Genomic DNA, 23481 nt, shown 5'->3' with positions numbered 1-23481 from the left:
GCAGGCGGGGCGGGCGGGGCGCAGCGGTTCAGGAGGCGTAGGCCAGGAGTGGTGAGGGCGGGCGCTGAGTGCGCCCGGTCAGGAACCGTGCGAGTTTCCTGGTGATGTCGATTTCTGGAAGGGCCTGTTCGATCCACCCGTACTGGCCGGCGGGGTTGAGGTCCACGAACCAGATGGTGCCCTCGCTGTCGACCAGAAGATCGATCGCGGCGTAGACCAGGCCGTAGTGCTCCGTGAGAGCGAGGAGCCCGTCAGTGACCTCGTCGGGCAGGGCGGTGGGCGAGTAGGACAGCGCGTCGTAGTCGGCGCGCCAGTCCTGGTGGGCGGCCGGGCTGCGCGCGTCGATCCGTACCGCGATGACCTCGGGCCCGATCACGTGAGCGCGTACCGCGTACTGCGTGTCGATCCGGTGCTGCAACTGGCACGGGCCGAGAACCGCGGCGCGGTCGAGGGCCTGCGGATCGACCGGCGCGGTGTAGAGCATCCGCACCCGGTCACCGCCAAGGAGGATCTGCGGCGTGGTCAGGGTTTTGGTGACGATGCCGGCCGGTGCGCAGTCGCCGAAGATCCGGGCCGCAGTGGGTTGGGTCCCTATCCAGGTGGGCGGCACCGTCAGCCCCGCGCGGACGGCCTGCATCAGGACATCGGCCTTGACCTGCGACGACCGTGTGTCCCGGGGGTGGCTGACCTGTTTGCAGTCCAGGGCACAGAGGACATTGAGCGCCGCGGCGGACTCCCTGGCGAGCCACAGGCTCTCCCCTTCGCTCGCCGCCCCCATGTCCCTCCCGCTGGGGAGGTTGGGGTGCCACCAGAGCACGGAGTGGATGTCGGCCAGGTTGATTCTCCGACCGCGGACCGTGATGAGGCCCTGCCAGGAGCCGAACTCATCGAGCGTTGCGTCGAGTTCCACGCTCGTCGGAAAGTCCGCGAGGTCGAAGCGGACGAAGGGTGCGCCCAGCCTCTGGAGCTCCAGGACCACTCTGTCGCCGGTGTCGTCATCCGGGCCCGTGATCACGAGCACGGTGTCTGGCACGTCGATCCGTGACCGGATCACAGGCCCTCACCCAGACCCACCACGTCGGTCCAGGTCGGGTCACCTATCTGAGGGGTGGTTTGGGGTGAGGTCGTGGATGCCCGATGGGCGTGGCTCTGCACGAGCGGTCGGCCGTCGGCGTCGGCCCGGACCTGACGCCGGGGGTCGAAGTGCTCTCCGGGCACCTGAGCAACCGGCTCCAGCAGCAGCATGGGGCTGTCCTCCCGCAGCGCAAACGGCAGGGTGGTTTCCTGAACGGTGCTGGGCACGATGTCTCTCCTTCGATGGGGGTACGCCGGTTCGTACCGGCGCGGGTCGGGTGGCGGTGACGCGTGCCCTACGGCACGAGCTTCTGCGCCGCGAGGGCTTCCAGGGGCATGGAGGCGGAAGGGCTCATCACGCGGCCACGGCCGGGCCGGTGCGGGGCGATGATCCGCCCGTCCGGCAGCAGCTCCCCGGTGTCCTCGAAGAGCAGGACGCCGTTGCACAGGAGGGACCAGCCCTGGGCTTGGGCCCGCATCTCCGTCCGGGCTGCTTCCCTGTCCGCCGCATCAGCGGTCGGGCAGGTGGGGGTGTGCTGACACATGCAGATTTCCTCTCGGCACTGGCACCCTCCTCGGCGGCCGCGGGGTTGCCGCCGAGGAAGGAGTACGGGGGTGGTGCTACGCGGGGGTTCGGGATACCTGTCGGCGCGTCGGCGGTTCGACGAAGCCGTGGAACCGCGCCATTGCGGCTTCGTCCGACCAGGCGGTGGGCTCGGGACCGCCCCACTCGACTGCGTCACACGTGCGCGGGTGAGGCGCCGGCCGCAGGCGCAGGCGGGGAAAGCCCGCATGCCGCAGCAGGGCGTCGCGGACCTTCAGGCCGAAACACATACAGGGGACGGAGTAGAAGCCTCCGTGGCGGGTGCCGCCCACAGGGACTGCCAGAGACGCCACCCCCATCACGCTCAGGACGACGCTCCGCTCCAGGAGCCGCACATCCGCGAGACGGCGTGCGAAATACGCATAGTCCTCGGCGTCTTCCGGGCGCGGCAGCTCGACAATGTGTACCGGCGGATGCTCGGGACAGAGCGGGTCGTGCATCATTCGGCCACCGCCACGGTCCCCTGCTCCATTATCTCGTCGGTCAGGTCCGAGACCGCCAGGGCGAGGCGGCGTATCAGGCCGAGTGCCGGCCCGTCATCGGACAGGGGCTCCTCACGCAGGCGCTGGCCGCAGGCGATGAGCCGGTGCGTCTCCGGGCCGGGCGGGTGCCTGGGGTCGGCCGTGGCGATCGTGGCGAGCCGCTGGTGCCAGCCGTGGAGTCTCGCGGTGGTCGTGGCGACTTCGCCGGCCGGAGCCGCGGTCTCGAAGGCTGTGTTCAGGTCCTCGAAGAGCGCGTCCAGAACCCGCGGTACCTGCTTCACGACGGCGGTGCCCGGCTGCGTTCCGGCGGAGGGGCAGAGCCCTATGGACGTGGTCACGACGCCTCGCGCGGAGCGGGAAGACAGGCCCGACCGGCCTGGCGGCCGTTCCGCAGCTGCCAGGTGACATCGGCGCCGAGCGAGCAGGCTGCACGCAGATCGCTGTGACCGGCGTCGGCCGGGTCGAACCTGCGGAACTCGGGGACGCTGTCTTCGATTTCGATCACGAGCTCGTGAGCCTCGGTCAGGCCGAAGCCGAGACTGAACTCCCAAGGCCCATTGCGGCCATCGTCTCGGCCGATGCGCTCGATCAGCAGCCGGACGAGGTCGTCCACGGGACTGACGGGACCGGCCCATCCAAGTGAGGTCAGACAGAGGCCGGTGTGAATTCGGGCCGTCTGAACCGCTTGCGCGATGCCGCCGATCGTCGGAGCCCGCACCCGTGACCGCAGTTCACGGACGACAGGGCTCGACTTCACGGGGACGGCAGCCGCCGGATGCCGATCGAGCAGGCACCACGTATGGGTGCCGTTCTCGCTGACACCCCAGGCGTCGGACAGCGCCGCGACGATCTGCAAGCCGCGACCGTGCTCGCTCAGGTCATCCACCGGAGGGGGCGGCACTGGTGTGTACGGGGATCCGGTCACAACGACACCGATTCGTTTGTTGGTGAGCGTCACCGTGAGGCCGATCTCGTCGGTCCCGTGCAGCAGCGCGTTGGTCGTAAGCTCGGACACCAGAACCTTCACGTCATCCGTGTACTCGGACAGGCCCCAGCGGGCCAGGGCTGCGGAAGCGAACTCCCTGGCCCGCTGGGGCTGTTCCGCGTCGGACAGCCCATTCTTGATCGGCGCACTGCGGCCGAACGCGATGGCCGCGGCGTCCCGGACGCTGGAGCCACTGGGTGCGCTGCTCGCTCTGCTCGGGTCGATCGCCTGCGCGATCAACCCTTCGGGGGGTGCAGTGAGTGTCATTGCCCAAGCCTCCGCACGTCAGGGGGGTGCCTTTTCAGGCAGCACAAGCCGAGGTCGCCGTCCGTCACCCAGGGGGTCGAGGTGGCGTAACTACGTTCCCGCGCGGCACAGTTCGGGAGCAAGTGAATCCGTCGTGAATCCGTCGTGCGGATTCATTGGTATATGCCAGATAGCGCAGGTGGGGCTGTGGGAAGCCAACTCCCAGTGCCAGAATGTGCAGGCAGGCGCCCACGCTGCGTAGCTCGTGGTCCATGGAGTGCAGCTCGACAGGAGAGGTAGGTATGGGCAAACCTGTAGGTGTCACCATCCACAAGATCGAACTGGGCGCCCGGCTCTGCCAACTGCGTAAGGCGGCCGGCCTGACGCAGGCACAAGCGTCCGAGGCGGTCCGGCCTCAGGTCTCCACTCTCAACGAGACGCGGATTCAGCGGATCGAGAAGGGCAAAGGCGTGTTTCGCATGGCCCCCGATCTCCATGCGCTGATCAGCGTGTACGGAGTGGAGGACGGCTCACCAGTCATTGAGGAACTTACCGACCTGCATAAAAAGGCATCGAGTGACTCATGGCTGACGCTGCACCGGGATCACCTCCTCCCGGACATGGAGGCATTCGTTGGCCTTGAGGCCGAGGCAACGACCCTGCGGGTCTATCACCCCACGGTGATCCACGGCCTGCTGCAAGCAGAGGAATACGCTCAGGCTCTGTACGAGTCGCAGCGACCAATCGAGGACACCACCGCGTCCTTCATCAGAGGACACGTGGAAGTTCGGATGCAGCGCAAGAAGGAGTCGATCCTGCGAGCCCCTGATCCAGTCCGGTTGTGGGTCGTGCTCGGAGAGGCAGCGCTTCTGAACCCTCTCGGCACCCCGGACGTGATGAGGGCACAGTATGTCGAGATAGCTCGCCTTGCAGCCATGGACCACGTACAGGTCCAGGTCCTCAGGACCACGGCGAAGGGGCGCAAGTTCGCCCACAACTTCACGATCATGGACCTGGACGACCCGCTCACCACAACCGTGGCGACCGACACGGCATGGGGCGCGATCTCCATGTCGAGCAAGAGGTCCGAGGTCGAACGCTTCACCGCCTGGTTCAACTCCATGACCGCCTCGGCAGAACCGCCCGAGGAAACCCCCACGATCATGCAAGACCTAATCCGAGAGATAGATAAACATGAACAGTGACAGCAACGTCCTTCCGCAGCAATCCGGTTGGTACAAGTCGTCCTACAGTGACGGCACCGGCAACTCCTGTGTCGAGGTACAGATCGGCCAGGAAGTCGGTGTACGCGACTCCAAGGACATCAGCATCCCCGCGCTCTACGTCTCGGGGGACGCCTGGACGGCGTTCACCGCCAACGTCAGCGCCTGACCGATAGACAGAACATGGTGGTCCCCTCTGGCAGATAAAGGGGGACCACCATGTTCTGCGCACCTGATCCTAAGAATTGTCCCGCAACTGTGGTGGCGGAGCAGCCCACAGCCTCGTCAGGCGCTCGGGTTCCTCCACAGATGCCGCTCGTCCAGGGTTCCGAACCGCACGTCTCCGTGTGCAAGGCCGACGAGGATGGGCCAGCAGTCCAACAGTTGGTGTCTCACATCGCGCGAGGCGAGGTACTGCACGGAGTTGTAGGGCACGATCAGGAGCCCGTTGCTCTCGCGGGCTCGCTCAGTGTCGATGGCGAGAGGCGGCTCGTCATCTCGCTGGCTGTGCGCGAGAAACGCCACCGCGAGTTGCAGGGCTTCGTCCTGCTCCATCATCCGTCTCCACTCCGTCGGCTCGACGAAGGCACCCTAACCGTCCTGGGATGATCTCCGCGTGGCTGGTGTGATCGCGGCGTCACAGCCGTCTTGGATAGCCCCGCTCACCGGGTTGAGCCCGGGGCAGTTCGGGAAGCTGATGACCGTTCTGCGGCGCCAGGGTGCGGACTCCGTTCGCGAGGACCGGCCGAGGAGTCTTCCGCTGGAGAACCGGGCCCTGCTGGTCGCGGTGTACTGGCGCACAAATCTGACCATGCGGCAGCTCGCCCCGCTGTTCGGGGTCTCGAAGTCGGCGGCGGACCGGATCATCGACCAGCTCGGGCCGATGCTCGCGCTCAAGAGCCGCAAGCGGTTCGTCAAGGACACCGTGCTCATCGTGGACGGCACCCTGGTCCCCACCCACGACCACACCGTGGCCGAGCAGTCGAAGAACGGCCTTGGCCATCGCCCAGGACACGGGGTCGGCCCGCCCGCAACCTCCGAGACGCACTCGCCGTCAGAACCCGCACGACCGCCATGTGAGTCAAGAGCCCGGCCCCGCCGTTCAGGATCGCTGCACAGGACCTGTCCACGGACAACGGGGGCCAGCGGCGCCGCGGACCAGCGTTGCGCTGCCTGCCCGGCCAGAGATCCATCCTGTAGTGGTGGTGCAGGACGACCCCGCAGGGACGCGAGCTACGGCCGGGTGGCCGGGGAAGACCAGGACGGCCGACCCGGACCGCCCCTTTCACACTCCATCGATCAGCCGACGTGCCATCGAGAGATAGGCCTGCCCTCCTCCCAGCTCCCGGTGGATCTGCGCACACAGCGCCTCAAGAGGAGCACCGTCCACCAGGTACCGAGCCAACGCCAGGTGCGACTCAACACTGCCGCGGTGCACGTTCAGCAGCCCCTCTCCCACCAGTGCGCGGAGCGCTCCGAGATCGACATCCCCGTTGCGAGCCTTTCCAGTGCCGATGCTGTCGTCGAAGAGCCCGAGCTGTTCACCCGTTGCCCGGTCCGGCTCGTTGTCCGGACGGTGGTGGGCCGGACCGGCCAGCTCCAGAATCTTCTGGTGCACCTGCTCGGCAACCTCTGCTGCCGGCTGGTCCGGTGTGCATACGACATCGTTCGGAGTGATCTGGGACAGGGGCTCCTCGCGGATACGGATGACCAGGTGACCCGAGGCGATCAAGTCGGCGGTCTTGTTCTGGTCGCGGCGCAGGGCGCTCTGATGCCAGTAGGCGCCGTCGTACTCCACGGCGACGGGTGGGCTTCCCGGCAGCAGCATGTCCAGCCTCCACGACCTCAGCCGCCGCACGGCTTCTCCCGAAGGTGAGTGGCGTACAGCAGTGCCGGGGCTGACGAGTCCGGGCAGATGATGCCGCAACGCTACGAAGACCTCCTGCTCGCGCCGCGAAACGCCCCGCTTCCCACACCGAGGACAACCACTCCCGTGCACGTGCCGGTTGTTGACCGACGTCCGCCACCGATGGTTTTCATCGCGCAGACATCGCCACCACACGCTCTCCACCGACCTGACCGAGCCCGTGTACGCAAGGTCTGCCGGGTTCTCCACGTCGTACTCGGCCAGCAGGTCGGGGCGCAGATACGCGAGTGACCGGCTGCCCGGCTCCCAGCTGCACAGCCCCACCTCGGCCAGTATCTGCATCCACTGCTGCCGCGCCTGACCGAGCCGTCGTTGCTGGTCCTGGCGCCAGAGGAGGTAGTTGCCCTCCACGGGGAGCTCGTGCTGCCCCTCGCGCAGAAACACGTCGGCCAGGGCCTGTTCTCGGTCCTGCAACCACCGCAGCGCCGCAGACCGCTCCCGCGGAACGCACTCGTCCGCAGGAGCGTCTGCCTGCCGGGGATGCGGGACCGCTGGCCCGTCCGTAGGTACGGGAACATCGCTCATGAACCGGATATACCACTCGTCACCGGCCGTGTGCTCCCGCCATGCCAGCCCCGGCCAGCTCTGGGCGCGCGGTCGAGGAGCCACTGGATTTGCTGGGCGGGTGTGGTCGCGGCGGTGCGAACTCCTCGGCGGCCGCGGTGGAAGGCGGCGCGGGTGGGGTTGGCGGCGAGCCGGAACTGCAGGCGTAGGCCGGGGCGGAGCGCGTTGAGGACCGGGGCGTAGGGCCGGGTTTCCCACCCGGGCGTCCGCGGAGTGGCGAGGCCATCCGGCCTGCTCGATGACATGAGCGAGATCGGGTCGCGTGGAGCTCACGATGAGGAGGACGGGCTGTCGGTGCGGTAGGAGGGTCTCGTCCAGACGCCACAGAACGCGGTGGGAGGGTCCTTCTCCGCTGGAAGGCGGAGGGAAGGCGGAGGGAAGGCGGAGGCGACGGCGGTGTGGAGGCGCTGGGGGGAGGCGGTCAGGTGGCGGGCGCGGGCGGGGTTGAGGCGGCATCGGGTCAGGTGGCTCACGTGAAACCGTCCAGGGCGTCGAAGAAGTCCAGAGTTCCGGGCCGGTCTCCTCCGGCCAACCGACGGAATGCGCTGAGCAGGAAGATTGCGTCGCTCGGCGAGATCGCTTCCCCTGACGAGTGGTACGCCTTCCCTGCTGTACAGGTTCGGCTTAGCGTTTGGCCGGAGGGCCAGAGGCCCGTGCAGCAGGGAGCTTCACTGTTCGGTAGGCCGTTTCGAGAAGTTGGAAGATCTCGCCATCGCCACCTTCAACGTCGGGATGCCAGCGGATGGCGGCAGCCCGGTAGAGCTGTCGGGGGAGTCGCCGTGGAGTGCTTCTTAGCCTCAGCGAGTTCGATGAGAAGGTCGCGTGCCGCTTCTGGACGGAGCGGGTGACGTGCATCGATGGCGCGAAAGATCGTACGTAGCAGGGGCAGGCGCCGCCGTCGACGACGGCCTGCGAGCAGATGGCCTCGCACACGCTGGCCGCAGGACGGCCGGTGATGATGGTTCGTGAGCGACGGTCTCCTGATACGCCGGGGACTGATCACCGGCCCGCCCCTGACGGTCGCAGCAGACTTGATCACCGGCTGGTACTGCCGATCGGTTCCGCGTACGGGCGGGGGCTGAGGAATCCGGGCGGACATCAACGTCGGCATGCGGTGGGCAGATCGGGTCTCCGGGCTACGACGTCGCGCAGGAAGGTGCGCTTGGAGTAGTAGGTGCGCTCCGTGGCCAAGCCGCGCGCTGCGAGGTAGTCGCCCAGCCATCGGGTGATGCGTTCCATCTCGGCGAGAAGCTCATCGTGGGTGGTGTCGAGGACACTGCGGGAGCGGAGGTACTCCAACTCGCACTGGGAGAGCACGATGTCGGGGGCCGCCAGCAGGGAGCAGCGGTCGAAGAAGATGCCGAAGATGTGGCCGGTGCCCATTGACTCGCACTGGATGTCGTAGCGAACGCGCGCGAACGCGGGCAGTGGCGCGACTTCCAGGCCGAGTTCGTCACGCAGGTAGGCCTCGAAGCCGTCGGGGCGGACATCGATGCCCGGCGTGAGCTCTTCACGCCGGGCGAAGGCGTCCTCCGTGTACCACTTCCGCTTCAGGACGTGCCCGGCCGTCACGGTGGGGATGAAGGAGGCGTACCCGATCTCTTCGTCTGGGCCGGTCACGTCGAACAGGTGGTTCTCGGTGTGGTTGATCTGGAACTCGTCCCGGTATTCGGGTCGGCAGCCTTCCAGCTCGCCGTTGCGCAGGGCCTTGAGGAGGCTCATGGACGCCGTCCAGATGTCCGGTGCCGGGTCCAGGGTGTACTTGACCTCCAACTCGGTGCCGGACAGGTGGGTGCGGAAGTACCGGCGGTGGTTGTTGAGAGCCCGGCCGTGGTCGCTGTGGGCGGTGAGAGCCGGGCGCAGCCAGCGCAGTTCTTCGACCGGTCCGGCGCCGACCGGTTCCTGGGTTGTGCGGACGAAGCAGGCGTCCTCGGGGTGGAACCTGATCTGCGCGTAGACGTGGAATCCGCCGGGGTACCGGGCCAGATAGCACAGCGGGACCAGCCCCGGAGCCGTGCCGACCAGCTGGCGCAGGGCCGGCCCGGGCATGGCGTGGGACCACAAGGCCGCGCCGTCGACCACACCGGACGCCAACGGGGTCCCGTCGGCGGTCCGGACGTCGACGGGACAGAGGCCGAGGGTCTGCCAGCTCACGGTCACGGTCGTGGCCGGCCGGCAGACTTCCAGCTCGGGCACGCGTACGAGGACGATGGTGTCCTCGTCACGGGCGGGGGCGCTGCGGTTCAGGAGGTGGACGCCGCCCAGGACCACCCAGCCGGCGCCTGCTCCGGTTCCGTCATCGCGCACTGCGGCCTTCTCCTTCCCGGCTGACCCGCGCGCAGGGGACGGCGCGGGTATGGCGCGCGGTGCTTCTGCCCGCGGGGCTGGAGGTGTCGGCCTAGAGTGGGGCGGGTGAATCATGGGCACGCCGATCAGGTGGTTGTGGACGAGGCGGAGACGGACGCTGCGCGGGCCGTGTGGGAGTTCGACGGCGCTAGAGCTTGGCTGGAGCAGGCACGGCGCCATCGGATGGAGCCGCTTTCGGCTGAGGTCTGGGCGTTGGACCCGGACTTCGCGCACGTGCTGCTGGTCAGACACCGCGTGCGCGGCTGGGTGCCGCCCGGGGGGAAGGTCGAACCGGGCGAGAGGCCGCGTACGGCCGCGGCCCGGGAATTTTTGGAGGAGACCGGGGTCCGCGCCGAGCTGCTGCCTGACCCGGCGGCGGTCGCCGTACGCTCCTACCGGGCCGACTGGTCTGCGACGCTGGGGCTGTCCTACGCGGCGATCGTCGACCGCGATCAGTCCCTGGTCGCGGAGGCGGACCAGCCGGCCCGGTGGTTCCGGCTGGAGGAGCGGTGGGACAGCGTGTTTCCCGCGGACAGGTCGCGGATCCGCGCCCACGCCCAGTTCCTGGCAGCCGGACGCACCGTCGGCGCCCGCTGAGAGCCGCTGCTGCCCCTTCTTGGGCCCGGGGGTCATCGGACTGCTTCGATCCGGGCAAGATCGGCCTGCGCCAGGGTGATCAGCCCCAGAGCGTTCAGGATCCCGCACCACACCGGTTCCAGCCCCGGCATCTGTTCCCAGCCCTCCCGCCGCAGTTCTCCGCCGGCGTACGCCGCTGTCCGCCGTGCGGCCTGATGGAGTGCTTCGGAGGTCATCCAGCGAGGTGAGCGGGCCTCGCGGGGGGAGGGCTGCAGGGTGCCGGACGCCTCGGCGTGGAACACTGACCAGTGGTGGCCCACGGGCCCGGTGGGGGTGCGGCGGCAGGGGTTGGGACGCCACTGGGTGTGCACCAGTTGCAGCCGGGTGATATCCAGGCCGACCTCTTCGCGGGTCTCGGCGACGGCGGCCTGCTCGGGGCCGCCGTGCTCGTCGATGTGACCGGCCACGGGGGCGATTCCCCGGGGCGGTGTCGCCCGCTCGAACATGAGCAGGCCCTGCCCGGAGTGGATGAGGACGCCGACGCTGGTGTGGTCGCAGTGAGGAACCGCGCCGTCGGCGCTGTTCGTGCGGGCGGCGGTGTTCACGCGGCCGCCTTCGGCAGCTCGGCGGTTATGACCAGCCAGCTGGTGACCAAGCGGGCCTCCGGTACGGTCCGGGCGTAGGCGGCCTCCAGGATCTCCATGCGCTGCTCGTGGGTGAAGTTCCCTTCGGGGCGGGCGAACAGGGGGATGGACAGCCAGGCCTTCTTCTCGGCCATGGTGCTGTGCTGGGCGGTCACCTCGGCGTCGGTCACGTACAGACCGGCCGAGTTCAGGTGCTGCGTGATGGTTTCCGGCGGCAGTTTGGGGTCCGTCCGCCCGAGGGGCGGGGCGATGTAGCCGTGGTCGGCTTCCGCGATCTGGCGGATGAAGGTGTTCAGCGAAGGCCGGGCGCTGGTCTCTTCGTCGGGGTGGCGGACGCCCGCGAAGCCGCCGCCGATGTTGAACACGAAGCGGCCCTGCGGGCGCAGAACACGAGCGGCGGCCTCGCATACCGCCGGGACGTCGGTCTTCCAGAGCGCGGAGTTGCACACCACGACGTCCACGCTGCCGGGTGCGAGGTGGTTGCTGAGCTGCTCGGCAGAGGCGGTGACCCAGGTCAGGCGGGGATCGGGCAGGGTGCGGCGGCCGACCTGCTGCATCGCGGCGGCACTGTCCAGCGACACCACCCGGGCCCGGGCGGGGAGCAGGTCGAGGAGAGCCCGAGCTGTCGCTCCGGCGCCGCCGCACAGGTCGACCACGAGGTCGGCGTTGTCGAGTTGCGCCCGGCGGGCGAGGTCCCGGCTGGTGGTGTCGTACATCGGGAAGGCGCGGGTGAAGGCTTCGTACGCCTGGGCGTTGGCGGGTTCGTCCCAGCCGAGAAGTGCGTCCTGAGGTGCCATGAGCTGCCTCGCTTCGTGTGCGCGGGCCCCACGGAGCCTGCAGAGTCCGGGGGGTGTCCGTGGGAGGGGCGGTTGGGTCAGAAGAGGGCGGGCTGCACGGTGGCGGGCGGGGAGCGGAAGTGCGCTCCGAGCGTGATCCGGCGTCCCTTGAGCGCTGAGAGGTCGAGCAGGTAGTGGAGGCTGTCACCGGAGAGGGTGACGAGGGCCTGGGAGCCGGCCACGGAGTGCACCCTCAGTCCGTGCTCGCCTTCGCGGAGGTCGTGCGGGTACAAGAGCCGGTCGGCGCCTGGAGTGCTGGCCAGACGGCTCTGTTCCGGTGGGGTCCATGGCTGGAGGTCGACGGGGATGCCGAGTTCGGTCAGGACCTCGGCGGCTCGCCGGACATGCCGCGCATGGGCGTCATGGGCCGGGGCAGTGTCGCTCAGGCGGGCCAGGCCCTGCAGCTTGGCCGTGGCCCGCACGGTCTGGGTGAGGTCCAGGCGCCGGGTGAGGGCGTCCTCGACGAACCGTACGGCGCTGCCGTCCGGGCCCTTGGCCAGGTAGGTGGCGACCAGGGGACCCTGCTCGTCGAGGCGGGAACGCCAGCGCGGTTCGGCGGCCGTGCCGACCTTGGTCGTGGTGTCCGCGAACGTGGCCACATACAGCCAGTGCGGCTGGTTCATGTAGAGGGCGAGCGCCTGGGGGACAGGGCCGCCGGTATGGACGTGGTGGGCGAAGCGGAACTCGTCGCGCCCCCCACACGCGGCGCACTGGGAGCCGGTGCCGGAGGCCGCCATGCCGGGGCAGGGGTCGGGTTCGACGCGGAAGCGGTCGGCGAACCGGTAACGGCCGGTGCACCACCGGCCGGACTCCTCCGCCCGGTAGCCCAGGCGGCGGCCCATGACCGGGGCGTGGACGAGCCGCCCCCCGCCGAGCGGGACGAGCAGCAGCCCGGGGGCACCGCTCGCCCACGTGATGCCGTGGCAGAGGTACCTCCCGTCGGCGGGCAGGTCCTGGTCCATCGCGCGCTCCTTCGCGGCCGGTGGGGTTCGCGGGGTTACAGGTGCAGGTCGAGACGTTCGGACACGACGGTGGCGGCGGCCTTGAACACCTCATCGCGGTCCATCCGTCCGACGTTCAGCTGCTGCCACCCACCTGTCGTGGCCTGCTGGCGGATCTGCTCCAGGACGGAGTCCTGGTAGCGGATGAACGCCTCATCGCCCCCGGCGTCGTGGCCGGCTTCCAGAGACGTGAAGGAGCCCTTCCGGGCGAGGGCTTCCTGGGCGGAGAGGTCCAGGAAGAACACCAGGTCCCCGGCGGGGAGGTGAGCGAAGACGCGTTCGGTGAGGCGGGGGTCGATGTCCGGGTTGACGGCGTACCGGGCGAGGATCTTGTGCGGGGAGTTGTCGAGCACCACGTGGGCGCCCTCGGCGAGCGCGGGCTGGATCACCAGACGGTCCTGCAGGGTGTACCAGGAAGCCAGCGCGAGCAGCCAGTAGTGATCCCCGCACGCCTGGGCGACACGCGTATCGCGCCGGTAGACCAGGGCGTTGAGGCGGTCGAGGTAGTCCGACAGGCCAGGGTCGGCGGCGGTCGTGCTGTGCTTGGTGACCAGGACTGCCCGGTGACCGGCGTCGTTGAGGGCTTCGTGGAGGCGGGCGGCGAGCGTGGACTTTCCCGCCCCGTCCCCGCCGACGAAGGTGATGAGCCGACCCGGCCCGGGCCGGGCAGCGGGGGCGGACGTGGTCTGGGTCATGGAGTTGCTCCCGTGAGAGGCGCACCGCCGGTCAGGCGGGCGGTGAGGATGCTCGCGATCCGGTCGACGAGGATCGCGCGCTGGCGAAGGACGTCGCCGTGCCGCTCATTGGACAGGTCGGCCGGATAGAGCGAGGCGAGGTTGTTGGAAATGACGTGAAGGTAGCCGAACGGGATTCCCGCCCGCTGTGCCGCTGCCCCCATCGGGCCGATCTCGGGATCGACGAAGGCGTACGAGGCGTGCTGGGCCAGCCAGTCCTGGTTCTCCAGCAGGATCGACGGCGAGGAGACGTGCAGCCCGCTGCGAACCCCGGGCTGGGCGCGGGCGTAGTCGCCGAAGAAGTCCTCCCAGCTCACCAATGCCCCGCCCAGCAGGCTGGTGTTGCCGGTCGCCAGCCATCTGTTCGGTTCCGTGCCGGGATTCAGGCCGCCGACCTTTCCGACGTAGACGACGGCTCCGGCACCCAGCCGCGCCAGTCGTGCCACGGTGCGCCCGGCGACGTCGCCCCAGATGCTGTGCCGGAAACCCAGGTAGACCACCCGTGCGTCGCCGACCTGGGCGTCCTGCCAGCAGTATCCGGGGCCCTGCGTCCACACGCCGGATCGTGGTGCGAGGTGTTCCAGGCCCCACCCGACGATCACCACGTCGCCGTGCAGGTCGAGGTTGAGTGTGTCGAGGGCCGTGCGGCACCATTCCTCGCCGGGCGGCTGGTAGGTGACGGTGTCGGCGGGGCGTCCGGTCATGGCCAGGTAGGTGGCGATGATCAGGGCGTAGTGCTGGACGTAGTCGGCGCCGGGGAATGCCTGGACGAGGAGGTTCCGCCCGTACGCCTGGGCGGTGGGCCGCTCGGTGTTGAACAGCTTCCCGCTCTTCTCGTGCCGGGAGATGCCCCTCGTGCGGTTGTAGCCGCCGACGACCCGGATGCTGTCCCAGTCCTGCTCCTGGATGAGGTGGTGGACCTTGATCTCCAGGTAGCGCAACAGCCGTTCGCGGCTCATGGTGTGCCGGGCCGGATCGACCGGCGCCGGGTGAAGCAGCCCCGCGGGAGGGCTCACCAGCAAGGAACTCAAGCTCATCGAAGCTCCTCGGCGATGGTCACCTGGCTGCCGGCGGCGGCGCGGACGACGGCGATGTTGGCCCGGACGAGCGGGAAGCGGTCCGGGTGGATCGGGCCGAGCTTCTCGATCCGCGGGGTGGAGGGCTTGATGTAGGGGCCCTCGGGCAGGAGCTCGATGCCCATGGCCCCGAGGATGACGGGGGCCGCGCCGTCCACGGAGGAGATCCACTCGTGTTCGCGCTGCTCGACCAGCTCCAGGTGTCCGGTCCGGCCCAGCCCGAGAAGCCGATAGACGAGCCGATCGTCGACCAGCCCTTTGTTCTCCAGGTAGGCGGTCGCGGCCCACCGGGTACGGCACAGCTGCCCGGCAGGGTCCGGACGGCGGGAGGCGGGCAGGGCGATGGCGCCCGCCCAGCCTTCGGTGACGATCGCCTCGTACGTGCGGTGCCATTCCTCGTCGTCGCGGGCATGCAGCACGGCGCACAGCCGGAACTCGTCCCCCGCGATCTCACGGATCTCCCGGGCGGCTTGCTGGCTGGCGGTGAGCGTCGCCGCTCCGTCCCGCATGACGTCCGGGAGGATGATCTCGCGGGCGGACACCGCCCGCGCCGCGGCGACGAGCTGATCGGCCGGCAGCGCGTAGCCGAGGTCGAAGAGCCCGTTGTCGACGATGATGTCGGCGTCGCGGGCGGACTCGCGGGTGAAGAAGGCGCGGTAGCCCGGGTCGGCCAGGACGTGCTGGGCGGCGACATGGTGGACGCGGGCCGGTTGCTGGGCGACGAAGTCCTTCAGGTACGGGGTGGGCGCGATCGCGGAGAAGTCGATGCTCTTGCTCACTGCACGCCCCCCTGCTGCCCGGCCGTGGTCAGGGTGAGGAACTCGCTCGCGAGGGCGGCATCAGTGGCGAACTGGCCGAGCCTGCGCACGGTGGTGGTGCGAGCCGGCTCCATCCTCACGCCCCGCATGCTCATGCACTGGTGAACGCCCCGCACGGCGACGGCCACGTTGTCGTGACCGACGACGCTGGGCAGGTGCATGGCCAGCTGCTGAGTGAAGCGCTCCTGAACCTGGAGCCGTCCAGCGAAGTGCTGCGCGATCCTTCCGAACTTCGACAGCCCCACCACTCTGTCGTCGGCCAGATATCCGGCGCTGACCAGCAAGTTCATGGGCAGCATGTGGTGCTCGCAGAACGACCACACGCTCATCCCGCTCACGATGACCAGCTGGCCGTTCACCGTGGACTCCGGGAAGCAGGTGGCCTCCGGGGCGTCCTGGCAAAGGAAGTTCTGCCACATGGCCGCGACGCGGCGCGGGGTGTCGCGGAGACCTTCACGGCGGGGGTCTTCACCGAACTCGTACAGGAGCTGGGTGATGAGCTCAGCCACGCGGCCCTCGTTGATGGGGCCGCTGGACTTCAAAAGTGTCTGAGGGCCGCCGGGTGCGGCGCCGGTGTTGGTGATGGAGATGGTCATGGACTTCTCGCCTTCTGCTGGGTGACGAAGGAAGGGAAGATCGGCTGATCGCAGGCGACCCTCACGGGCGGCGGGCGGGCCGCCTGGCGAAAGGCGGCGGGCTGGACATCACGTCATCGGACGCCCAGGGTGAGGTGAAGCCGGCCCGACAGGTTGAAGCCGAGCTGCATCACGTGGTCGGCGATGTCCGCCCCCGCCGCAGCCCACGTGGCGGCGTCGTCGCCCAGAGGCATGACCCACACCCGGTCCTGTGGCAGATGGAACGCGCGCACGACCTCCGCCGCCTCATCCGCTTCGCCGATGTCGGCGGCCACGAACTTGAACGTGGCACGCCCCTGCTGCGCGAGCTCGGCGAAGGCCTCCAGCACGGAGGGCACCAGCCGCTTCTTCTGCGCGTCGGCGGCGCCCATCCGCCCGATCTTGGGGCTCACGCTGAAGTGCGCGACCCGCCCCGTGGTGACCGGGCTCGGGGCGATCGTCGCGTTCGTCTCGACGTGGACCTCGCCCGGCAGATCCTGCAGGAGCTGTTCCCAGGCGGTGCTGCGCTGCCACATCAGAGGCTCACCACCGGTGAGAATGGTCAGCCCCGAACCCGCCCCGTGCGCGGCCGCGGACTGGACGATGTCCTCGACGGTGCGGGGCGGACATGTCTCCCGCAGGTCGTAGCGGCTGCTGTCCCAGGTCTTCTTCGAGTCGCAGGGCGGGCAGTGCAGGTTGCACCGGCCGAAGCGGACGAAGCACGACCGCCGCCCCATGAAGGCCCCCTCCCCCTGGGGGACCGGTCCGAAGATCTCCTGCACAGGCAGTGACCCGGCGGGCAGGCCTCCCTTGGTCCGCTGGGCCTTCATGACCGGCTCCTGGTGTACTGCGCCCAGCTCGACTCGGTCTCAGAAACCCGAAGGGTGGCGGGACCGCGATCCATCCAGTCGCTGAGGTAGCGGGCGAGCTGCTCGGACGTGGGGTTGAGGTCAACGCTCTCGTTGAGCACCGACCCGTCGAGCACCTTGCTGATATGCCAACGCAGTTCCTCCGGAACGGGCACGGAGCACCCGTCGGCTTCCGCCGCGCTCACCAGGTAGGAGTGACCGTGCGGCTGCCCGCACGGGTGCCCGGCCGCCAGACCGTTCAGGTGGTGCGTCGCCTCGAACTCGACCGCGAACCCCACAGCCGGTCCCCGCGGCCGGCCGGTACGGAGCCGCACACCCACCAGGGCGTCGGCCACGTCGTCGGGCAGGTGGGTCCGTGCCCAGCCGGTGAGGTAGGCGGCCAGGCCGTCGTCGCTGACGTCGGGTACGCGGTCGTTGAGGCAGCTGTGGTCGAGCCGGTCGTCGATGTGCGTCTTCAGCGCAGCGAGACGACCGAAGTCGATGACGAAGCCCACCGGGTCGAGCTCCGGCGCGCGGAGCACCGCCTCGGCGGTGAAAGAGTGGCCGTCGGCCCGGCCGTTCAGCCACCGCGTTGCCTCGAAGCGGTACTGCTTGCCGATGTGCCAGGAGGCGTGGACCCCGCTCAGGGGGGAGACGCGGACGGGCTTAGCCGAAGTGGTCATCCGTCGATCCCTTCTTCTCGTGAAGCAACGTCCGGCGCTGCGGTTCATACGCGGCGCCGGAGCCCGACGCCATTGGTGCGGCCGGTGGCACTGTGCGGACTGCCGGTGGTCGGCGGGGGCGGACCCGTCGCCCGTCGGGAGGCGGGCGTACGCCTGCTGTCGGTGTCGCCCAGGTGATCGAGTGTCGATACTGCGTGCTGGGGCGTGAAGAGGGCGGCGGGGGTCCCGTAGGGGTCCCCCTCTGTGTACTTGCGTACACAACGGGGGTGCGTCTGCCATGATTTGGGGGTGGACGAGACCCCATGGCATCCGCTGGCCGAAGCCCGCGAGGCAGCGGGCCTCACCCGTGAGCAGCTCGCTGACAGGGTGCGCGCGGCTGCTGAGCGCCGCGGCCTACGCTCGGGCGTGGACAAGAGCCGCGTCCGGAAGTGGGAAGTGCACGGCGTGCGGCCCGACGACCAGCACCAGGTGTACATCGCGGAGGCCCTCGGCCTGCCGGCCCCGGTCCCCGACGGGCCGCTGCCCTGGCCGTACTGGCTGCCGAGCGCCGGGCACCCTCCGCTCCCTGACGAGATCGTCGCGCTGGGTCCCGCCACCACCGTTCCCGCCCTGCGAGAGGCATTCAAGGCCACCATGGACCACACCCGGCGCCGCATCGTCGTATCCGCCGTCTCCAGCACCACCCTGCTCGCCCTGGCCGGGGCCTGGGCACAGCCCAGCCACACCGCCACGCCACAGCCCGAACCGTCCGATGCCACGAACCTCGTCGATGGCGACGAAATCAGCCGACTGGAGCAGGCCGCAGCCCTCTTCACGAACCGAGCCACCGAGAACCGGATGCGCACCGTGACGGTGCTGGAGGCCTTGCTCCAGTCCGTCACCGACCTCCTCGACGAACGACGCCATGGCCCCCGGGACACGGCACGCCTCCACACCCTGGCCGCCAAACTCGCCTCGGAAGTAGGCTGGCACCGCTTCGACTTGGGCCGACACGCCGAGGCGGCCCGGTACTGGATCGGGGGCCTGCACAGCACGCACGAACTTGGCGACATCGACGCCGGCGCGGGCCTGTTAAGTGATTTGGCCTACCAGGCATCCTGGCGCAGCCGCCCGCACACCGCGGCGGAACTCCTGCGCCGCGCACTGAAACGGGCCCGACACCCGGCGGCGCATTCCCTCCTCCAGCTGCGCCTGGCCCGCGCGCTCGCCGCGCTGGGCGACCGCAAGGGCACCCTGAGGGCGCTGACCGCAGCCGAGAACCTCCTGAGCGTGCCCGCCGCTGACCCGGTGCCCTCGTTCTGCAGCTGGTACTCGACCGCCGACCTCGCCGTCGACTCCGGACAAGCGCTGCTGGACCTCGGTGATACACGGCGAGCTCATCAGCTCATCCGTGAGGGGCAGGCGGGACTTCCCTCGGCCCGCATCAAGACGTACGGCGTCTTCCAGACTTATCAGGCCCGGTCCTACCTGGAACTGGGGGAGCCGGAACAGGCCGCCGCCGCGGCGACCGAAGCCCTCGACCTGGCGCTGCGGATCGGCGCACCGCGGTGTGTGCAGCTCGTCCGCGAACTGACACCGCGCTTCGGAACGTTCCCGTCGGCTGAAGGCGTCCCCGAACTCCTCGCCCGCACGGCTGCATAGAAGGCCCCGTCGGAGCTGCGGGTGCCCGCTTGATGTCACCCCGGGCCGGCCGGCACGGCGGTGGACACCAGCGGCCACTGGCTCGCGGCGGTCTCGCGGAAGGAGTCAACATGAGTCCGGGCCACCTCCCAGGTGTGCCTGTTCCGTGGCCGCACTGGTGCAGGGGACCATGGTGAGGGCGGCGGCTCTGGCGGAAGGAGCGTCCGTCGATGTTCATCGCCTTCCGGCCCGCGGCGCCTGCCCGAGTTCGATCGTGCGGTCCCACGCTCATCCACAGAGACACGCCCGGCCGAACGAGTCGCCCCCTCTCCACTGACCGCAGGGCACGGCCGTGATGGCGCCATGGCAACGGTAGACCGCGCGCGCCGCATCGGATTCGCGCTCATTCCTGTCCTGGTCCGGGCGGACTTGCCGCCGTTTGCGAACGTACCGGTGCTGGCCGCAAAGTCTCGGAGGCCGGCCGGGCCCGGGCCGGGTTCGCGACCATGCCGCCCGTGTCCGGTGGCGGCCATCAGAGCCCAACCTGCCGTGATCGGCCACTCCTGCGCCCAGGCAGTCTTGTCTGTTCAGCGAATCTCGTCGTCGTCGGCAAGCTGAGAGGAAGTCGCTCGAACGCGCTCCGAGGCGTCTTCACGAAAAGGTCATGTGATCGCACATCAGCACAGAGGCCCGTCCGCCAGGCCGATTCCGGCAACTCCCACTCGGCCGTACCCGCCCGCAGCTAGCGTTCCTTCCATGGATAGATCAGGGCCACCGGGTCGCCCCTGGACGGCTGGGGCAGTGGGCTGAAGGCGAGTCCGCAGTGCGCCCCAGCTGCGGCTGCCCGGTCGCAGGACACGGCAGGAACGCTGTGGAACCGCCCGCGTAGCGTGGGCCACCGTGAGGATAGAGAAGAGGCAGCGGTGTTCGAGGAGGACGGGTCCCTGGACCCGGTGCTGAAGGTCATCCTCTGGTCGATCCTCGGCATAGCCATCGCCAAGGTCGCTTGGAAGTGGCTGACGCAGGAGGCATGGCCCTGGGTGCGCGACGACGTCGGGGGCTGGGTCAGCGAGGGCGTGTGGGGTTGGCTCATGGCGCATCCCTGGTGGTTCGCGCTGCTCATCCTGGGCACGCTCGTGCTGCTGTGTTTCGTGCTCTTCTCAGACAGGGGTGGCTATGTCGTCGTCTACGACGACGTGTCCTATGGCAGCGACGATGGCCCGGCCGAGAGCGGTGGCAGTGAGTTGGGCACCGCAGCGCCCAAGGTCTTGACCTTCCGGATGAAGCAGCTTGCTGCGATGAGCGCGGATGGTTTCGAGCAAGCGTGCGCTGATCTGCTCGCGCGGGACGGGTTCGTACGGGCCCGCCGGGTCGGAGGTTCCGGGGACCTTGGGGCGGACGTCGTGGCTTGGGACGAAGACGGCGACAAGGTCGTTTTGCAGTGCAAGCAGTACAGCAGCGCGGTCGGGTCCGAAGCCGTGCAGAGGTTCAACGGAACCGCGGTGCCTGAACATCACGCGCAGGTGGCTGTCATCGTCGCCCTGAACGGTTTCACCGGGCCCGCGACGGACTTCGCCCGGCGCCACGGGCTCGTCCTCGTGGGCCGGCCGGAACTCAAACGCTGGGCCCACGGTGAGCACCTGTACTCCGTGGTCAAGGAGGAGCATTCGCCCGCGTAGACACCACGTGCCGTGCGGACATTGGCGACTCATCCGTAGGCTTCGCCGCTCACACGCGCGCCGCCTATCTCGGTGACAACTACCTGGCCACAGACGTCGGCTGTGCCGCCAAGCTAGGAGTTCAGTCCTACAGGCGTCCCAGCAGCGCACCCTGGCCGGACTGAAGGACGTGGGCGGCCTCCAGCGGGATCCAGAAACACTCGAACCGTGTCGGTTCGCCGACCCCTTCGTGGCCCTCCTGGCTGGCCCACCGCTCGGGGGTGGGCTCGGTCAGCTCCAGGTGAAAGACGTGCCGGCGCTGGATCTCGGCCCGGTAGGGGCTGATGTCATACCTAGTCTCGCCGAGCTTGCGCACGATCTTGAAGTCGCTCAGGCCGGTTTCCTCGCGGGCCTCCCGCAACGCGGCGGCCTCCGGCCTCTCGGCCAGGCGGATACTGCCTGCCGGGACCTGGATCCCGACTTCCTCGTAGCTGTAGTCGGTGTGCCGGAAGACCAGCAGTTTCCCGTCGCGCACGACGTAGCACAGGACTGTGTCCTTGGTGACCTTCTCGGGCACGGAAGCACCTCTCCTGCATGCGGTGGAACGGGGCGCGGCCCCGCTTCTCGGCGCCGTCCCCGTCGGCGCTCACTGGCCGGCTTCGCAGTTCACCGAAGCGAGGGCGGTGCCACCGGTACCGCGACCGTCTCCGACTTCTACTGCCATCAGGCGCTGGCCGGCGCGGTTCCCATCGAGAGGGCGAAGGAGACCGAACGGGTCCTGGCCTTCCACCACACCAACCCCTCGTACCCGGTCCACATCGTGGTGATCCCCAAGGTGCACGTCCCTTCGCTCACTGACCTCGGCAACGCTGACGAGGGTCTGCTGAACGAGATGGTGGCGGTGGTGCGGGAGGTGGCCGCCGGTGTGGAGAGGGAGTACGGGGCGTGCTCGGTGACGACGAACCTGGGCCTGTACCAGGAGTCGAAGCACATGCACTGGCACGTCACCTACCGGGGCGAGAGCGAGGCGGAGATCCGCGACATGTACGGCAACCACGACTGACCCTGCGCTACCGGTGCTGATCCGCCGCTTGCCGGACGAGATCAGCGACGTGCTCGGCTGCGGCATCCGGCCGCGGACGGCTGCCCTGTCCGCCTCGCTGCGGCGCGATCTCCGGAGGCGACACGAAGCGGCTGGCCGCCTCCCGGATCGCGGCGGCCTGCCAGTCCGGACGGGCGCGCGTGAACTCGTCGGAGTACTCCTCGAAGTACCGGCGCTGCAGGGACGGGGGCCTGTAGCCCTCAATGAACAGCAACCGCACACCGCCGGGGAGCAGCGCTTGCGCCTGCTGGAGCCGTGTGAGCACGCACGGGCGGACGTGGGCCCAGGCGCCCGCCGCGTCCTGCTTGCGGTCGTCGACCGTCAGGCCGTGCGCGCGGGCGTCGAGGAGGGCCTCACCGCGCTCCTGGACGGGGATTGCGGCGACTCTCCGGTCGGACATCAAGACGATGCTGCCAGCGCTCATGCGTTCCCCCAGGTGTCGACGTATGCGGCCACGCCGGTGCGGCGCGCCTCCTCCACGGCACGCAGCCGCACGAAATCGCGAGCCGGCATCAAGGCCTCCCACTCGGCCAGGGGCAGGACCCGGGCCTCGTCGTGCTCGCGCGGGTTGAGGGTGAGGCCCCGGATCTGCTCAGCGGTCAGGCGCCCGCCGTCGAAGATCAGCTGCAGCGTGCTGTACGGACGCCCTTCCCGGGGCTGCCCGTACACGGTGGCCAGCAGCCGGGGCGGACCCGCCGGGGTCATGCCGGTCTCTTCCCGGCACTCGCGCACCACCGCGTCCCAGGGCCGCTCGCCCAGATCCATCGCCCCGCCGATCATGTGCCAGGGGTGGCCGGGGGAGTAGACGGAGTGCAGCTGGAGCGGCCGGTCGTCCTCGTCGGTGACGTAGAGGCACACGTACGCGGCCGCCCGGGGCAGTGCGTCGGCGTACTGCTGCGGCGGCACCCACGTCGAATCCGGCTGCGCACCAGGCGCGAGACCGGCGGGTGGGCGGTGGCGGGTCATCCGCATGAGCGCTGGGTTGCCGCTGAAGCCGAGCTCCCGGTACAGGGGCGCGGCCTCCGGGCTGGTGTGCAGCTCGAACAGCGTCACTTCCTCGACGCCAGCGAGGTGGTCCAGGAGTGCGGACACGACCGCCCGGGCGTAACCGCGGCGCCGGTGGTCCGGGTGCGTGGCGACGAGTTGCACGCGGGCGGCCCGGCCTCGGGGGTAGGCCGGGGCCGGGAGCACGGGGTGGATCAGGCCCAGAGCGCAGGCGGCCATCGTGCCGTCCGGGGCGTCGACTACGAAAGCCCGAGCGTCCCTCTCCGGCGTCAGCCGTGGTGCCAGCTCGTCCGTGCACCGCCGGAGCCAGTCCTCGGTGAACGGTGCGGACAGGACATGTTCGGAGCGCATCCGGGTGATGGCCTCGGCGTCAGAGGCGGTTGCCGCGCGGACCGGCGGCCGTCCGTCGGCGTCGCGCGGCTCGGTCGCGGGAGTGGGTGCCGTGTCGGCGTTCACGTCGCATCTCCTGTCGGTGAGAGGGCTGCACGGTGCTCGGCGCGCAGCCGGGCCAGCGTCCGCCGGCCTCGTTCGACGAGCTCGGGGTCACCGTGGGCGGCGCCGTAGGCGATCCCACTCACGGAATCGAGCGCTGCGTCGATGACCAGCCGGGCCTCCTCGGCGGCGGTCAGGGTCCTGCCGTACCCGGCCAGAAACGCCTCGAACAGGTCGTCGCGGCCGGCCCAGGCGTCGGACAGACGGACCAGATCCCGTACGGCCGGACCCGGTTCACTACGCTCGAAATCGATCACCGCCACGAATACCTCACGGTCGTCCGTCTCGGCACCGGCGTCAGAAGTGGCGAGGACGTTTCTGAG

29 protein-coding genes and 1 pseudogene are annotated in these 23481 nt (G+C 69.3%); 7 read left to right on the top strand and 23 right to left on the bottom strand.

Going from position 1 to position 23481, the window contains the following annotated elements; genetic code table 11:
- Nucleotides 1–28: 28 nt before the first annotated feature.
- The 6 genes from OG251_RS37110 to OG251_RS37090 form a co-directional block, all read right to left on the bottom strand.
- On the bottom strand, nt 29–1033 hold the full coding sequence (locus OG251_RS37110; protein WP_326681674.1) for an MvdC/MvdD family ATP grasp protein: 1005 nt from the start codon (nt 1031–1033) through the stop codon (nt 29–31).
- Nucleotides 1034–1050: 17 nt separating this feature from the next.
- The gene (locus OG251_RS37105) at nt 1051–1302 is read right to left on the bottom strand and encodes a hypothetical protein (RefSeq protein ID WP_326681673.1); all 252 of its coding nucleotides are present in this window, start codon (nt 1300–1302) and stop codon (nt 1051–1053) included.
- Nucleotides 1303–1370: 68 nt separating this feature from the next.
- A complete protein-coding gene (locus OG251_RS37100) occupies nt 1371–1619 on the bottom strand; it encodes a DUF5999 family protein (RefSeq protein WP_326681672.1) in 249 nt (82 codons plus the stop codon).
- Between the two features lie 76 nt (nt 1620–1695).
- Entirely contained in the window at nt 1696–2118 is a 423-nt protein-coding gene (locus tag OG251_RS45070) for a DUF6302 family protein (RefSeq protein ID WP_442818472.1), read from the bottom strand.
- On the bottom strand, nt 2118–2498 hold the full coding sequence (locus OG251_RS37095; protein WP_326681671.1) for a DUF6415 family natural product biosynthesis protein: 381 nt from the start codon (nt 2496–2498) through the stop codon (nt 2118–2120). The genes OG251_RS45070 and OG251_RS37095 overlap by 1 nt, the downstream gene beginning before the upstream one ends.
- Complete coding sequence (locus OG251_RS37090; protein ID WP_326681670.1) at nt 2495–3385, bottom strand: ATP-binding protein; 891 nt, start codon at nt 3383–3385, stop codon at nt 2495–2497. Before OG251_RS37090 ends, OG251_RS37095 begins: the two co-directional genes overlap by 4 nt.
- 308 nt (nt 3386–3693) lie before the next feature.
- On the opposite strand from OG251_RS37090, the gene OG251_RS37085 reads away from it, so the two are divergent.
- A complete protein-coding gene (locus tag OG251_RS37085; protein WP_326681669.1) occupies nt 3694–4596 on the top strand; it encodes a helix-turn-helix domain-containing protein in 903 nt (300 codons plus the stop codon).
- Entirely contained in the window at nt 4586–4783 is a 198-nt protein-coding gene (locus tag OG251_RS37080) for a DUF397 domain-containing protein (protein ID WP_326681668.1), read from the top strand. Before OG251_RS37085 ends, OG251_RS37080 begins: the two co-directional genes overlap by 11 nt.
- A 116-nt stretch (nt 4784–4899) precedes the next feature.
- On the opposite strand, the gene OG251_RS37075 is transcribed toward OG251_RS37080, so the two are convergent.
- Nucleotides 4900–5172 carry a YrhB domain-containing protein gene (locus OG251_RS37075; protein WP_326681667.1) on the bottom strand — a complete coding sequence of 91 codons (273 nt, stop codon included), beginning with the start codon at nt 5170–5172 and terminating at the stop codon, nt 4900–4902.
- 58 nt (nt 5173–5230) lie between these two features.
- Between OG251_RS37075 and OG251_RS37070 the strand changes: the two are divergent.
- Nucleotides 5231–5605, top strand: a pseudogene (locus OG251_RS37070) (helix-turn-helix domain-containing protein); the annotation flags it as partial.
- A 294-nt stretch (nt 5606–5899) separates the two neighbouring features.
- On the opposite strand, the gene OG251_RS37065 reads toward OG251_RS37070, so the two are convergent.
- The 3 genes from OG251_RS37065 to OG251_RS37060 form a co-directional block, all read right to left on the bottom strand.
- Nucleotides 5900–6955, bottom strand: a complete 1056-nt coding sequence (locus OG251_RS37065) for a zinc-ribbon domain-containing protein (protein ID WP_326681666.1) — start codon at nt 6953–6955, stop codon at nt 5900–5902.
- 107 nt (nt 6956–7062) lie between these two features.
- Entirely contained in the window at nt 7063–7350 is a 288-nt protein-coding gene (locus OG251_RS45065) for a type I-E CRISPR-associated protein Cas6/Cse3/CasE (RefSeq protein ID WP_442818446.1), read from the bottom strand.
- An 853-nt stretch (nt 7351–8203) separates the two neighbouring features.
- On the bottom strand, nt 8204–9412 hold the full coding sequence (locus OG251_RS37060; protein ID WP_326681665.1) for a hypothetical protein: 1209 nt from the start codon (nt 9410–9412) through the stop codon (nt 8204–8206).
- A gap of 105 nt (nt 9413–9517) precedes the next feature.
- Here OG251_RS37060 and OG251_RS37055 point away from each other — a divergent pair, with 105 nt between their 5' ends.
- A complete protein-coding gene (locus OG251_RS37055) occupies nt 9518–10048 on the top strand; it encodes an NUDIX hydrolase (protein WP_326681664.1) in 531 nt (176 codons plus the stop codon).
- 32 nt (nt 10049–10080) lie between these two features.
- Here the strand turns inward: OG251_RS37055 and OG251_RS37050 are convergent, their stop codons facing one another.
- From OG251_RS37050 to OG251_RS37010, 9 genes are all read right to left on the bottom strand, one after another.
- Nucleotides 10081–10632: an NUDIX hydrolase gene (locus OG251_RS37050; RefSeq protein WP_326681663.1), complete on the bottom strand. Its 552-nt coding sequence runs from the start codon at nt 10630–10632 to the stop codon at nt 10081–10083.
- The gene (locus tag OG251_RS37045) at nt 10629–11468 is read right to left on the bottom strand and encodes a class I SAM-dependent methyltransferase (protein WP_326681662.1); all 840 of its coding nucleotides are present in this window, start codon (nt 11466–11468) and stop codon (nt 10629–10631) included. The genes OG251_RS37050 and OG251_RS37045 overlap by 4 nt, the downstream gene beginning before the upstream one ends.
- A gap of 77 nt (nt 11469–11545) precedes the next feature.
- A complete protein-coding gene (locus OG251_RS37040) occupies nt 11546–12469 on the bottom strand; it encodes a DUF2797 domain-containing protein (protein WP_326681661.1) in 924 nt (307 codons plus the stop codon).
- Nucleotides 12470–12504: 35 nt separating this feature from the next.
- Nucleotides 12505–13203 (bottom strand): dTMP kinase, encoded by a 699-nt coding sequence (locus OG251_RS37035; RefSeq protein ID WP_326681660.1) that lies wholly within the window; start codon nt 13201–13203, stop codon nt 12505–12507.
- Nucleotides 13200–14279: a hypothetical protein gene (locus OG251_RS37030; RefSeq protein ID WP_326681659.1), complete on the bottom strand. Its 1080-nt coding sequence runs from the start codon at nt 14277–14279 to the stop codon at nt 13200–13202. The genes OG251_RS37035 and OG251_RS37030 overlap by 4 nt, the downstream gene beginning before the upstream one ends.
- The gene (locus tag OG251_RS37025; protein WP_326681658.1) at nt 14276–15097 is read right to left on the bottom strand and encodes a hypothetical protein; all 822 of its coding nucleotides are present in this window, start codon (nt 15095–15097) and stop codon (nt 14276–14278) included. The genes OG251_RS37030 and OG251_RS37025 overlap by 4 nt, the downstream gene beginning before the upstream one ends.
- On the bottom strand, nt 15094–15732 hold the full coding sequence (folE, locus tag OG251_RS37020) for a GTP cyclohydrolase I (protein ID WP_326681657.1): 639 nt from the start codon (nt 15730–15732) through the stop codon (nt 15094–15096). Before folE ends, OG251_RS37025 begins: the two co-directional genes overlap by 4 nt.
- A gap of 113 nt (nt 15733–15845) precedes the next feature.
- Complete coding sequence (locus OG251_RS37015; protein WP_326681656.1) at nt 15846–16580, bottom strand: 7-carboxy-7-deazaguanine synthase QueE; 735 nt, start codon at nt 16578–16580, stop codon at nt 15846–15848.
- The gene (locus OG251_RS37010) at nt 16577–17281 is read right to left on the bottom strand and encodes a 6-pyruvoyl trahydropterin synthase family protein (protein ID WP_326681655.1); all 705 of its coding nucleotides are present in this window, start codon (nt 17279–17281) and stop codon (nt 16577–16579) included. Before OG251_RS37010 ends, OG251_RS37015 begins: the two co-directional genes overlap by 4 nt.
- A 288-nt stretch (nt 17282–17569) precedes the next feature.
- On the opposite strand from OG251_RS37010, the gene OG251_RS37005 reads away from it, so the two are divergent.
- On the top strand, nt 17570–18922 hold the full coding sequence (locus tag OG251_RS37005) for a helix-turn-helix domain-containing protein (RefSeq protein WP_326681654.1): 1353 nt from the start codon (nt 17570–17572) through the stop codon (nt 18920–18922).
- A gap of 902 nt (nt 18923–19824) precedes the next feature.
- Complete coding sequence (locus OG251_RS37000; protein ID WP_326681653.1) at nt 19825–20580, top strand: restriction endonuclease; 756 nt, start codon at nt 19825–19827, stop codon at nt 20578–20580.
- Between the two features lie 127 nt (nt 20581–20707).
- Here OG251_RS37000 and OG251_RS36995 read toward each other — a convergent pair whose 3' ends face one another.
- On the bottom strand, nt 20708–21136 hold the full coding sequence (locus tag OG251_RS36995; protein WP_326681652.1) for an NUDIX hydrolase: 429 nt from the start codon (nt 21134–21136) through the stop codon (nt 20708–20710).
- Nucleotides 21137–21208: 72 nt separating this feature from the next.
- On the opposite strand from OG251_RS36995, the gene OG251_RS36990 reads away from it, so the two are divergent.
- On the top strand, nt 21209–21622 hold the full coding sequence (locus OG251_RS36990; RefSeq protein ID WP_326682746.1) for an HIT family protein: 414 nt from the start codon (nt 21209–21211) through the stop codon (nt 21620–21622).
- Between the two features lie 7 nt (nt 21623–21629).
- On the opposite strand, the gene OG251_RS36985 is transcribed toward OG251_RS36990, so the two are convergent.
- Genes OG251_RS36985 through OG251_RS36975 form a run of 3 tightly spaced genes read right to left on the bottom strand, consistent with a single transcriptional unit; the run spans nt 21630 to nt 23421 of the window.
- Nucleotides 21630–22061, bottom strand: a complete 432-nt coding sequence (locus OG251_RS36985; protein ID WP_326681651.1) for a hypothetical protein — start codon at nt 22059–22061, stop codon at nt 21630–21632.
- A gap of 20 nt (nt 22062–22081) precedes the next feature.
- Complete coding sequence (locus tag OG251_RS36980; RefSeq protein ID WP_326681650.1) at nt 22082–23122, bottom strand: GNAT family N-acetyltransferase; 1041 nt, start codon at nt 23120–23122, stop codon at nt 22082–22084.
- Entirely contained in the window at nt 23119–23421 is a 303-nt protein-coding gene (locus OG251_RS36975; protein WP_442818445.1) for a hypothetical protein, read from the bottom strand. Before OG251_RS36975 ends, OG251_RS36980 begins: the two co-directional genes overlap by 4 nt.
- Between the last annotated feature and the right edge of the window lie 60 nt (nt 23422–23481).

The organism is Streptomyces sp. NBC_01237 (assembly GCF_035917275.1).
Lineage (GTDB): Bacteria > Actinomycetota > Actinomycetes > Streptomycetales > Streptomycetaceae > Streptomyces.
This window is presented reverse-complemented; position numbering and strand designations above follow the sequence as displayed.